Source organism: Muricoccus pecuniae (assembly GCF_014199205.1).
GTDB classification, from domain to species: domain Bacteria; phylum Pseudomonadota; class Alphaproteobacteria; order Acetobacterales; family Acetobacteraceae; genus Roseomonas; species Roseomonas pecuniae.
This window is the reverse complement of the sequence record NZ_JACIJD010000012.1, coordinates 1-11,655: the sequence shown is the minus strand read 5'-3', so window position 1 is coordinate 11,655 and position 11,655 is coordinate 1. Positions and strand designations below refer to the sequence as shown.

The window sequence follows — 11,655 nt, the reverse complement described above, 5'->3', positions numbered from 1 at the left end:
GGACGATTAGAGGCCGAGCAGGCCGGGGAGGCCGCCGATATCGGCGAGCTCGTGGAAGCCGTAGAAGGCGTTCCCCCGTGGCTCGTGCCCGCGATTGACCCAGGCCTTGTCGCGGATGCCAAGGTCGTGCGCGGTCATCAGATCGTAGCGGAAGGAGGAGGAGACGTGCAGCAGGTCTTCCGGCCGCGCGTCCAGCTGCCCCAGCATGTACTCGAAGGCCTGCATGCGCGGCTTGTAGGCCTGCGCCTGCTCCGCCGTGAACACCGCGTGGAAGGGCGCCTCCAGCCTCGCCACGTTCTGGTGGATCTGGTGGTTGGCGGCGTTGGACAGGATGACGAGGGGGAACTCCCTCGCCACGCGCTTCAGCGGCTCCGGCACATCCGGGTGCGGGCCCCATGTAGGCACCGCGTCCGAGAAGCGCGCGCCGTCGCCCTCCCTGTAGGGGACGCCGTGCTTCTTGCAGGTGCGGCGCACCGCGCTGTCCAGCACCTCGGCATAGGGCTTCCAGGCACCGAGCACCTCGTCCAGCCGATAGGAGCCGAAGTCCTGGACGAAGGCGTCCATCCGCTCCGCCGGAACACGGTCCGCGAAGTGCTCGCGCGCCAGCGGGCCCATCTGGAAATTCGTCAGGGTGCCGTAGCAATCGAAGGTGATGAACTTGGGCCTTAGCTGCGGCATGGGGCGTCCTTCGGTCCGGTCCGGCATCGCCGGCTCTGCAACATCCTATGGGTCGGCCGCTGGCACGAAAGCCATGGCGGACCGGTGCGAAGCGAAGATCATGCCGATTCATGGGGGCGGATCGGCACAACCGGCGGCGCGTCGCCTTGCGCAGCCGAAAATGCTGAATCGGCTACGACTTCGGAAGCTCGTGCCGCGCGCATGCTTTATCCCTGCCCTTCGGAGAGGATGGTGGCGAGGCCCGCATGACTGCTCGACCGGCGATGGATGCCGTGCAGCTCCGCCCCTTGAGGGAGGAGGATCTTCCGGCGGCGCAGGCGCTGACGGCCGCGCTGCGCTGGCCGCACCGCCAGGAGGACTGGGCCTTCTGCCTGGCGCTGGGCGAGGGACTCGCCGCGGAGCTGGACGGGCAACTGGTCGGCACGGCGCTGGGCTGGCGCTTCGGGGCGGACGCCGCGGCATTGGGCTTCGTTGTCGTCGCGGATGCCGCGCAAGGGCGCGGAGTCGGGCGCGCGCTGACATCGGGGGTGATGCGGATGCTGGGCGAGCGGAGCGTGACGCTCTGCGCCACCGCCGCCGGGATGCCCCTCTACCGCAGCCTGGGCTTCGCCACCGTCGGCACGGTGCGTCAGTACCAGGGCAGCAGCTTCTCGGCGGATCTCGTCCCCCTGCCGCCGGGCCAGCGCCTGCGCCCCCTGGGCCGGCGCGACGCGCCAGTGCTCGCGGCGCTGGACGCGCAGGCCTCCGGCATGCCGCGGGACGCGCTGATCGAGGCCTTGCTGCCCGTCTCGGACGGCGTGGTGCTCGACCGGGAAGGGGAGGCGATCGGCTTCGCGCTGATCCGCCGCTTCGGGCACGGCCAGGTGATCGGGCCGGTCGTGGCGCCTGACGAGGCCGGCGCGCGGGCGATGATCGCGCACTGGCTCGGCTCGCGCTCCGGCCAGTTCATCCGGATCGACGTGCCGGACGGCACCGGCCTGTCCTCCTGGATCGAGGCCCTCGGCTTGGCCGAGGTGGGCACCGGCGAGGTGATGGTGAGGGGCGCCCCGCCACGCGGCAGCGGAGCGGTGGCCCGCTTCGCGCTGGTCAGTCAGGCGCTGGGCTGAGCGGGCATGAGCATCGTCTACAAGTCCGAGCCGCAGCGCGGCGCCGAGTGGCGGCGCCTCTTCGCCGAGGCACTCCCTGATCTTCCCTTCCACATCTGGCCGGAGACCGGCGACCCGGCCGAGGTGCGCTATCTCGCCGCCTGGCAGCCGCCCGAGGACATCGCCACGCGCTTCCCCGCGCTGGAGGTGCTGTTCTCCGTCGGCGCCGGCGTGGACCAGTTCGACCTGAGCGCCCTGCCACCCTCCGTGCAGGTGGTGCGCATGGTGGAGCCCGGGCTGACGGCGGGGATGGTGGAGTACGTCACCCTCTCCGTGCTCGCCCTCCATCGCGAGTTCCCGCTCTTCCTCGATCAGCAGCGGCGCGGCATCTGGGCGGCCACCAAGGGCGTGAGGGCGGAACGGCGCCGCGTGGGCGTGCTCGGTCTCGGCGTGCTCGGCCTCGCCGCCGTGAAGGCGCTCCGCGGCTTCGGCTTCGCTGTCTCGGGCTGGAGCCGCAGCCGGCGCGACCTGGACGGCGCGCCCTCCTTCGCCGGCACGGAGGAGCTGCCGGCCTTCCTCTCGGAGCTCGACATCCTCGTCTGCCTCCTGCCGCTCACGGAGGGAACGCGGGGCATGCTGTGCGCCTCGCTGTTCGACGCGATGCCGCGCGGGGCAGGGGTGGTGAACGCGGGCCGTGGTGGTCATCTGGTCGCGGCCGACCTGCTGGCCGCGCTCGATTCCGGCCAGCTCTCCGCGGCTATCCTGGACGTGTCCGACCCCGAGCCGCCGCCGCCCGACCACCCCTTCTGGCATCATCCGCGCATCTGGCTCACCCCGCATGTGGCGAGCATGACGCATGCGGAAACGGGAGGAGAGGCGGTGATCGAGAATGTCCGCCGCCACCGTCGTGGCGAGCCGATGCTCGGCCTCGTGGACAGGCTACGCGGGTATTAGCGGCCGCCCGCGCTTGTCACATACCGTCAGGGCAAGCTAGCCTCGTTCCGGGCGCGGCTCGCGTGCCCAGTCCGTGTTGCGACGGACATCGCCCGGATGATCGTGAATGGTGGCTGGCCTCCCGAAACTCGACCGGATCGACCTCCGGATCCTCGCCCATCTCCAAAAGAATGGCCGCGCCACCAATGTCGATCTCGCAGAGGCGGCCGGGCTCTCGCCGAGCCCCTGCCTCACGCGCGTGAAGCGGCTGGAGAAGGCGGGTTACATCACCGGCTACGGCGCGCATCTCAACCTGCAGAAGCTGGGCGACACCGTCACCATCTTCACGGAGGTCACGCTTTCCGACCATCGCAGCGCGGACTTCAAGCGCTTCGAGGCGAGCGTCCGCGGCATGAGCGAGGTGGTGGAATGCCACCTCGTCAGCGGCGGCTACGACTACCTGCTGAAATTCATGACCCGCTCGATCGCGCACTACCAGGAGCGGATCGAGCACATGCTCGCGCTCAGCATCGGGATCGAAAAATACTTCTCCTACGTCGTGATCAAGTCCGTCTTCGTGAAGCACGAGTTCGAGCTGGAGGCCTTCTTCCCGGCCGAGGGCTGAGCCTCCTGGCCTCGTGGTGATCGCGACGGGGAAGGGCCGCGCGCCTGCTTGGCCGCTGATCAATCCGCCCGGGCGAGTGGCGGCTCCTGCGACCGGCGGCGATCGGGTCCGTGACCTGCGCCCTCTCCCTCGGGAAAGGTCGCGAGAACCTCGCCGAGCGCCCGCACGCCTCGGTCGATGCTCCGCTCATCCAGGCTTGCATATCCCATCACCAGCCCCGCCATGCCGGGCCGGGCTTCAGCCGGAGCGGAGGCATAGAGGGGATTGATGGGATAGACGCCGATGCCCGCCGCGAGTGCATGCGCGACGAGCGCGTCCTCCTGCGCCTTCTGCAACCGGTTCAGCCAGACGACGACATGCAGCCCGGCATCCGCGCCGGTCACCGTCGCCGCGTCGCCCAGCGTTGCGGACAGAGCGGCGAGCAGGGCGGCGCGCCGCTCGCCATTCCGGCGGCGGACGCGCCGGACATGCCGTTCATAGGCCCCGCTCCCGATCAGTTCGGCCAGGGCTTCCTGTTCCAGGCCGGGCGTGTGCCTGTCCGCCAGCCGCTTCGCCCCGGCGAAGACCTCGGACAGCGCCACCGGAACGACGAGGTAGCCGAGGCGCAGGGTAGGGGAGAGCGTCTTCGAGACCGTGCCGAGATAGATGACGCGTGCCGCGCGATCGAGCACCTGCAAGGGTGGAATCGGGGCGATGTCGAAGCGGTACTCGCTGTCGTAGTCGTCCTCGACAACATAAGCGCCCGTATCCTGCGCCCAGGCGAGGAGGTCCCGGCGGCGTGCCGCCGACATGACGCTGCCGAGCGGAAACTGGTGGGACGGGGTGACATAGGCGAGCCGGGCGGGGGGCAGGCTGTCCGTGCGCATGCCCTCCTCGTCCACGGGGATCGGGACCAGCTCGGCACCGCACGCGATGAACACTTGGCGCGCGAGGTTGTAACCCGGGTTCTCCATGACGGCCCGGTCGCCGGGATCGAGCAGCAGCCGCGCGCAGAGATCGAGCCCCTGCTGCGAGCCGTTGACCACCACGATCTGTTCCGGATCGCAGCGCAGGCCGCGAGCCCGCCAGAGATAGCCTTGCAAGGCCAGCCGGAGGTCGGGCGAGCCGCGGGGATCGCCGTAGCGGAGCCGCCCGTGCCGGCGCAGCAGGGCAGCGCCGATCGCCTTTCGCCAGGCCAGCCCGGGGAAGTCCCCGGGGGAGAGGTCCCCGTAGCGGAAGTCGGCCATCATCCCGGCCCTGTCGGCCGCGGGCGGCGGGCCGAAGTCGGCCAGCCGCTGGCCGTAGGCGGACAGCCTGTCAGGGCCGCCATCGGAACTGCCCCGACGATCCAGGGTCGGCGGCGGGCCGAGCCCCCTCGCTACCCGCGCCCGGGCGCCCTGCCGGGTCTCGAGATATTCCTCGGCGATCAGTTGCTCGTAGGCCGCGGTGACTGTCGTCCGCGAGACGCCCCACTCTGCCGCCAGCGAGCGCGTGGAGGGCAGGCACGCGCCCGGGCCGAGCGATCCCGATGCGATCTGGCTCTTGATCCTCTCGCAGATCCTCTGGGTGATCCGCGTCTGCGCGGGAGCGACGGACGGCATGGTGGAAACTGGTCCAGCTAGATCGCGAGGAACTGGACGTTCCTTGTGGGCCATCTTCGGGGCAAGGTCGAGGCCGGTTCAGGAGCCAGCCGCATGTATGTCCCGCCCGCCTTTCGCGAAGACGACCTGCCAGCCCTGCATGGCGTGATGCGGGAGGCGCGCCTGGCCAATCTCGTCACGGCGACGGAGGAAGGATTGCTGGCCACCCCGCTGCCTCTCTTCCTCATGCCCGACGAGGGTCCGTACGGCACGCTCTACGGGCATCTGGCGCGGGCGAATCCGCAGGGGAAGCTGGTGCCTACCGGGGAAGCCATGGCACTCTTCATGGGGCCGGACGCCTATGTCACCCCTTCCTGGTATGCGTCGAAGCGGGAGCACGGGAAAGTGGTGCCCACCTGGAACTATGTCGCCGTCCATGCCTACGGCCCCGCCGAGTTCTTCGACGATGCCGACCGCCTGCTGGACGTCGTCACCCGCCTGACGAGGCTGCATGAGGAAGTCCGGCCGGAGCCCTGGGCCGTGACGGATGCGCCGGCCGCCTTCATCCGCGCGCAGCTCCGAGGAATCCTGGGGCTGCGGATGCCGATCTCTCGGATCGAGGGCAAGCGGAAGATGAGCCAGAACCGAAGCGCAGAGGACAGGGCAGGGGTGGCCGCCGGGCTCGCCACTAGCGAACGGGTTTCGGACCGCGCCGCGGCAGCCCTGATCCCGGGCTGAGGCAGGCCAGCAACGCCGGCAGCGACATAGCCCTGCGCACCTTTATCCTTCCGGCCGGGCAAGACCACCAGGAGTTCGCCGACATGCCAGACCTGCCCCAGTTCGCCCTTTACGTCGCCGCGGCCCTGCTGCTCGCCGTGACGCCTGGCCCAGGCATTTTCTACGTCGCCGCGCGGACGCTCGCCGGTGGCCGTTCGGAAGGGGTCGCCTCCAGCTTCGGTACGGGCCTGGGCGGCATGGCCCATGTCCTCGCGGGCAGCCTGGGCGTCTCCGCCATCGTGCTCGCGAGCGCCGAACTCTTCACCGCGCTCAAGCTGATCGGTTCCGCCTACCTCGTCTGGATCGGCTGGCGCACCTTCCGCTCCGCCGGCCGGGACGCGCTGACCGTCCTTGAAGGCGGTTCAGCATCGCCGTCCGTCGGCCCGAGGCGGGCCTTTCGGGAGGGCGTGCTGGTCGAGGCGCTGAACCCGAAGACGGCAGCCTTCTTCCTGGCCTTCGTTCCGCAGTTCGTCGATCCCACCGTGGGCCATGTGGCGCTGCAGTTCGTCGTGCTCGGCTTCGTGTCGGTCGCGCTGAACACCCTGGCCGATATCGTGGTCGCCTTTGCCGCGGGCGGTATCCGGGACGGCGCGGCAGCGAGGCCGGCGCTGATCCGGCGTCTCCGGGAGGCTTCGGGAGCCGCGATGGTCGCGCTCGGTATCGGCCTCGCTCTGGCCAAGAGGCCTGCGGCCTGACATCTGCTCCCAGTTGGGCGCTGGCGATAGGCCGGCTCGGGAAGGCGCCCTGGCCAGGGCAGACCAAGGCGCCTCCCGAGGGCTGAATGCCATTTGCGCCTTGGCAAGGCCCGAACTGTGAGGCAGGGGCATGGCGGCAACCAGCCCTGAACGGCGATGGGCTACGCGTCGCCAGTTCAGAAGGCCGCAGGGATCAGGTGCCGGAGGTCGCTGAAGCTTTCGATGACCTGCTCTGCCCCCGCTTCCAACAAGCGTTCCCGATGGCCGGGGGCGCAGTGCCGACCCCCCGTGAAGCCGAAGACGCGCATGCCTGCTGCAAGGGCTGCGCGCACCCCTGGAACACTGTCCTCGATCACCAGGCAGTCCGCCGTCGGTGCCCGCATCCAGCCAGCGGCGTAGATGAAGACGTCCGGGGCGGGCTTGCCCTGCGCGACGAGGGATGCGCTCACGACATTCGGCGCGAAGCGCTTATAAAGACCAACGGTATCCAGCCCAAGCTTGAGCTTTGCTGGATATGCGCTGGAGGCGACGCAGACAGCGGCGCGGAGGCTATCGAGTAGGTCGGCGATGCCGGGCATGATCTCGAGCTCGGTGGCGTAAGCCTGCTCCACCCGTGCCCTGATGCGCGTGAAGAACGCTTCTGGGACGGGACGGCCCCAATCCGCCTCGACATCGGCGATCATCTCGCGTTCCGGCCGGCCGGCGAAGCGCGCGATGACCTCTTCAGTGCTAACCCGGTAGCCTAGCCGCGTGAACTCCTCGGCCGTGAGGCGGCACACGACGATCTCGCTGTCGATCAGCACACCGTCACAGTCGAAGATGATGAGGCCTGGCCAATTCTGGGAAAGAACCTGTCCATCGCGCATGGCGGGACGGTGGAGAACCATCCCGGCAGCCTCGGGATCATGCGGCATTGATATAGGTCCCGGATGCGATGAGGCGAACCAAGCTGTTGACGGAGCGCATGGCGGCCTGAGGCGGTGCACCCTTGTACTCGGAGTAGGCGGTGATCGGATCTTCCACCCGGTCGGCGAAGCGCTTGGTGAAGGCCTGGATGGAGGTTGGCATCTCTGGGGTCGGAGCCTGGAAGCGCGCGAGGATGCGGCTCATCGGGTCGTCACTGCTCAGGAAGCGCTTGAGGATCGCCTCAGCCGATCCGCGCAGGTACTCCTCCGGATCAACGTCACGCACGAAGTGAGCGTATTCGGGCTCGCGGCGCAGGATCACGGCGATGCCCTCGCTCATCTCCGCCAGCACCGCTTTCGCGAATTGCAGGCGCTCCGGCTTCTCCTTCAGGAACTGGTTGAGCCTGAGCTCCCTGTCTCCATGGCTCTCCTCGAAGGCCTCGAGAGCCAGCAGCCAGTGACTTCCGTTGAGGAGCCAGCTCTTGAGCTGCTTCTCGACCGCGACGTAGCGGGTGAACTCGACGTGGCTTCCTTTGAGCTCCTGGGCAAGTCCCTCTGTCTCCGGCCTGAGCTCAAGCTTCAAGGATCCGTACTCCTCGGTGGAAACCACCACCGTGGAGTGTGACCCTTCGCGGCCCTCCTCCAGGCCCATGCAGACACGATCCACAAGCCCGTGCACACAGGTGACGTGCCGGCGCATTTCGTCAGAGATAGTATCCTGGAGTTCGGGATCCAGGAAAATCTCGGGCGCGCTGAGGGTGTTCTCGCAGGCCACCAGGAAGATCGCGCCAGTGGCTCCGAGGCTTCGCATCTCGGCCATGACCCGCAAGGCGCGCAGCACGGGTCGATAGTTGGCAGCGACAATGACAGATGCTGTCACAAGAATGCCCTTCAGGTGCTGGCGGGACCTGGTGAGGACCGAGCGAATGACACCCTCGATGTCGTCTTCGGCGTACTCGTAGAAGCCGTCGTATCGAACGGCGTGACGTTGAACGCTTTCCTCGACCCGGTGCTGCACGATGTACATGCGATCGGGGTTGCCGGCGAGGAGATCGTTGCGCCGGCGAGGCTCCAGCGCAGTGCTGCCAGTCGGATTCGCGGAAGAGACCGCGCGGTTGAGGATGAAGGTCTCCGAACAGGATGTCCGGAAGAACGGCACGATCAGGCCTAGGCCGAGCCTACCGGCACCGAAGTGAATATGAAGCATTTTCCTACCCGGAACGGACGACTGTGCAAGGACAGACTGAATGTGGGGTGGAAGCCCTGGCACACTCAGCAACCCATGTTCTTGCCGGTAAGTGAAAATAGAACACCTGGGTTCCAGAACAATGAATATGTGAATGAAGCTCAGATATTTAACTATGATATGTATGGATCCGAACAATATAGATGAATGTTTCTTGTGTTACTATTTACGCTCGAAAACAGTGGCGGGAGTGATCGCAATGATGATCGGTTCTCGTGTGACGCGTCTTCGAAGCAGGAGTATGCTACCCACTCAGGCAACACCCCTACGGCCTGTCGCCCCTCAGCGGCAGGTTCCAGCCGCTTACCACCGCGCGACCATCGCGACCGCCTCATCGGCCAGCTTGGGCGGCATGTAGTGGCCGCCCGGAAACTCGCGATAGCGCACATCGTGCCCATGCGCTGTAGCCGGAGTACAAGGCGTCGCTGCAGACGTTGATGGGCAACACGTCCCCCGCAATGCCATGCGAGACGAGGATGGGCGGCCGCCCAACCGGTTAGGGCGGCACCGCGAAGCCGGGCGAGAACGGCATGGCGTGGGTGAAGAGATCGCCGTTTCCTATCGCGAGCGAAAGTGCGTAGGACGCCTCGTCGGGGAAGCCGGCCAGGGCGATCCGCCGCGGATCCGCGCTGTGCTTCGAGAAGATGTGTTCCAGCGCTGCATTCAGGATAGTGACATCCGGGCCATGGGCGCCCCCGAAACGTCCCAGCCTGCTGCACGGCTTTCCGGCATTGAAATGAGCGCGTTCGGCGCGACTGTTCGCGGATGAGACGGTTGTGCCGGCTCTCGACCCCGGCCGCGGGCCGCACCAAGCAGGGGTATTTCTGGGCCATCGCCCGCGACGACCGGCCCTGGGGCGGGCTGGACCTACCTGCGGTCGCCTACACCTACGCGCCGGGCCCGGGGCGGCGAGCACGTCCGGGCCCTGCTGGGGCGCTGCCGCGGCATCCTCCAGTGCGACGGCTACGCGGCCTCTCCGCGCCTCGCCGAGCCAGGAGCCACTCCCGGGGAATCTCCGGGCGCCGTGGTGATCGCGACCTGCTGGGCCCATGCGCGGCGCCGGTCCTGGGATTTGGCCCGGAGCGGTGCGTCACCCATCGGCGGCGGTGAAGCCGCTTAGCGGACGAACCGCCGCCGCATCGCCGCCCTCTACGCCGTCGAGGCGGAACTGAGCGGGCAGCCGCTGGATGTCCGACGTGCCGGAGGCGACGCGCAGAGCCAGTTCCTCGTTGAGGATCTGTTCGCCTGGCTTGAGGAGCATCTCGCCCGCGTGCCCGGGCGGGGCGACTTGGCAGAGGCGATCCGCTACGCGCTGGAGGGCCGCGGGGGCCTGCCCAGGTTCCTCTGGGACGGCCGCATCGACCTCGACACCAACGCCGTCGAGCGCGCCATCCGCCCCATCGCGCTGAGCCGCAAGAACGCGCTGTTCGCGAGATCCGACGAGGGCGGGGAGCACGGGGCCACCGTCGCCTCCCTCATCGAGACCCGCAAGCTCAACGGCGTCGATCCCCAGACCTACCTCGCCGATCTCCTCACCCACCTCGTCGAGGGCTGGCCTCAGAGCCGCATCGACGAACTCATGCCCTGGCACTGACACGTAGCCACCTGCCCACCAAGGGCTTCAGAACATCGCTTGCGATCAGGCGACAGGGGCCTCGTTTCTCTTGGGCGGGATGGCAGGCCGCGCGCCGAGGCTCCAGACGTGCTCGCGGAAAGTATGACTGGAGTAGCCGCGGTCACCCACGACCCAAAGCGGCACGCTGGGGAGGGCTGCGAGGAGGGGAACGGCGTGGGGCGGCTCATGCGCTCGACCTGGCGCCAGTGAGAAGGCGACGGCGCGCCCGGCAGCGTCCGCGATCACGCAGGCCTTGGTGCCAAAGCCGCCACGAGATGAGCAGGCGTTCTCAGACACCCAGCCGCGACCAGCGGATAAAGGTCTGAGCCGCCATCCACCACGGGCCCTCCTCCGCAGGGAGGGCTCGCCATTTCGCACCGTTGTCGTGCCTCCAGAAAATGGCCCCCACTGTCCGGCGCAGGTGCTGCGGCGGCACCTTGGCGTGCGGGCGGCAGGCCTCGACCAGTGGCTCCAGCATCGCCCTTTGCTCATCCGTCAGCGCCATCCTTCCCTCCGAAAGATCGCAGAATGCCGACCTCCGGCGGTCAGTTCAGGCGCTAACAGGGCTTAGATCAGAACCCCCTCCGTCTCCGGGGCGCGACGTAAGGAGGTGCTGAGCCTGTCGATGGCTGCATCCGGCCCCAGGGCCTGAAACAGTTCAGCGCCGAGCTTCATCCGCCGCAAGCTGTGACGTGCTGACGCTGTCGGGCGCAGCGCCGGCGATGTTCATGAGCAGAAGGCCCGTCGCAAGGCTGGTGAGGCAACGAGCGGCGCGGAGGCGCACGGCGCCTTGCCCGTCAGAGCCTTCGGGCAGTGTGCAGCCTGCGAGCGTCAGCGCCGTGCCAAGAAGCCTCGCCTCCAGCGCCGCGATTACCGCCTCACCGCTGGCATCGCGCCCAAATTCCCGATCGATCGCCTCACCGGCGCTGTCGATCTCGGCTTCGACCCTCTGATCATCGGCAACGATCCGCTGGATTTCGGCGGGAGGATCAGGTTCCTCATCCGCGAGGATCGCCATGAGGCCCATGGCCGCCGTCAAAGTGTGGATCGGTCCACCATCCCCGCCGCGTGATGCGAAGGCGCCGAAGGCCACCGCCAGCGCCGCTTCGCCCAGCACTTCGCGTGTCTCCGGGCTGAGCGCCGTGATGGCGGGCGACGGATCGGGGGAGTCTCTTCCGCCTGCGTCACCGTCGAGGCTGGGTACGCCTCCATCGGCGAAGGCACGAGTTATTGTGGCAAGCGCCTCAAAAAGGCGGTGTTCGGACGCGGAAGTCACGGCGCGTTTCTCCCTTATAGCCAGTAACGGACCCGAGGCGCGGTCGTCGAGGCCAATCCGAGAAAGCCTTCGCGCCCGGCCCGATACCCTCTGCAATGCACAAGGACGCGAAAAGTTCTGGTATGGGTGCGCTTGGCCCGTCCTGGCAGTGTATCCCTAGCTGTTTAAAGCTCGGGACAAAACTTGGGTTGAGGCGTTGGGGAGAGATGGCACTCCTCGTCGCTGATGACCTTTGGGCGGTGGTGGAACCGCTGCTGCCGC

The 11,655-nt window shown here is 67.8% G+C and carries 11 protein-coding genes and 2 pseudogenes; 7 read left to right on the top strand and 6 right to left on the bottom strand.

What is annotated here, in order from left to right:
- Window positions 1–6: 6 nt before the first annotated feature.
- The gene (locus tag FHS87_RS13690) at window positions 7–678 is read right to left on the bottom strand and encodes a haloacid dehalogenase type II (RefSeq protein ID WP_184519290.1); all 672 of its coding nucleotides are present in this window, start codon (window positions 676–678) and stop codon (window positions 7–9) included.
- A gap of 245 nt (window positions 679–923) precedes the next feature.
- On the opposite strand from FHS87_RS13690, the gene FHS87_RS13685 reads away from it, so the two are divergent.
- The 3 genes from FHS87_RS13685 to FHS87_RS13675 all read left to right on the top strand — a co-directional run bounded on the left by FHS87_RS13685 (window position 924) and on the right by FHS87_RS13675 (window position 3,321).
- Complete coding sequence (locus FHS87_RS13685) at window positions 924–1,784, top strand: GNAT family N-acetyltransferase (RefSeq protein ID WP_184519287.1); 861 nt, start codon at window positions 924–926, stop codon at window positions 1,782–1,784.
- Between the two features lie 6 nt (window positions 1,785–1,790).
- The gene (locus FHS87_RS13680) at window positions 1,791–2,717 is read left to right on the top strand and encodes a 2-hydroxyacid dehydrogenase (RefSeq protein WP_184519284.1); all 927 of its coding nucleotides are present in this window, start codon (window positions 1,791–1,793) and stop codon (window positions 2,715–2,717) included.
- 106 nt (window positions 2,718–2,823) lie between these two features.
- A complete protein-coding gene (locus tag FHS87_RS13675; protein ID WP_184519281.1) occupies window positions 2,824–3,321 on the top strand; it encodes an Lrp/AsnC family transcriptional regulator in 498 nt (165 codons plus the stop codon).
- Window positions 3,322–3,380: 59 nt separating this feature from the next.
- On the opposite strand, the gene pdxR is transcribed toward FHS87_RS13675, so the two are convergent.
- Complete coding sequence (gene pdxR / locus FHS87_RS13670) at window positions 3,381–4,901, bottom strand: MocR-like pyridoxine biosynthesis transcription factor PdxR (protein WP_184519278.1); 1,521 nt, start codon at window positions 4,899–4,901, stop codon at window positions 3,381–3,383.
- Window positions 4,902–4,994: 93 nt separating this feature from the next.
- Here pdxR and FHS87_RS13665 point away from each other — a divergent pair, with 93 nt between their 5' ends.
- Window positions 4,995–5,618 (top strand): FMN-binding negative transcriptional regulator, encoded by a 624-nt coding sequence (locus tag FHS87_RS13665; protein WP_184519275.1) that lies wholly within the window; start codon window positions 4,995–4,997, stop codon window positions 5,616–5,618.
- Between the two features lie 83 nt (window positions 5,619–5,701).
- A complete protein-coding gene (locus tag FHS87_RS13660; protein WP_184519272.1) occupies window positions 5,702–6,352 on the top strand; it encodes a LysE family translocator in 651 nt (216 codons plus the stop codon).
- A gap of 176 nt (window positions 6,353–6,528) precedes the next feature.
- On the opposite strand, the gene FHS87_RS13655 is transcribed toward FHS87_RS13660, so the two are convergent.
- Entirely contained in the window at window positions 6,529–7,266 is a 738-nt protein-coding gene (locus FHS87_RS13655) for an HAD family hydrolase (protein ID WP_221299901.1), read from the bottom strand.
- A complete protein-coding gene (locus tag FHS87_RS13650) occupies window positions 7,256–8,464 on the bottom strand; it encodes a hypothetical protein (RefSeq protein ID WP_184519269.1) in 1,209 nt (402 codons plus the stop codon). Before FHS87_RS13650 ends, FHS87_RS13655 begins: the two co-directional genes overlap by 11 nt.
- A gap of 574 nt (window positions 8,465–9,038) precedes the next feature.
- Between FHS87_RS13650 and FHS87_RS13645 the strand changes: the two genes are divergently transcribed.
- Together FHS87_RS13645 and tnpC are read left to right on the top strand one after the other, a co-directional pair.
- A complete protein-coding gene (locus FHS87_RS13645; RefSeq protein ID WP_184519266.1) occupies window positions 9,039–9,272 on the top strand; it encodes a hypothetical protein in 234 nt (77 codons plus the stop codon).
- Window positions 9,250–10,097 (top strand): annotated as a pseudogene (gene tnpC / locus FHS87_RS23785) (IS66 family transposase); the annotation flags it as partial. The gene FHS87_RS13645 and the pseudogene tnpC, both read left to right, overlap by 23 nt.
- A gap of 48 nt (window positions 10,098–10,145) precedes the next feature.
- Here the strand turns inward: tnpC and FHS87_RS13625 are convergent.
- A pseudogene (locus tag FHS87_RS13625) lies at window positions 10,146–10,623 on the bottom strand (transposase); the annotation flags it as partial.
- A 153-nt stretch (window positions 10,624–10,776) separates the two neighbouring features.
- Window positions 10,777–11,394 carry a hypothetical protein gene (locus tag FHS87_RS13620; RefSeq protein WP_184519257.1) on the bottom strand — a complete coding sequence of 206 codons (618 nt, stop codon included), beginning with the start codon at window positions 11,392–11,394 and terminating at the stop codon, window positions 10,777–10,779.
- Window positions 11,395–11,655 lie beyond the last annotated feature (261 nt).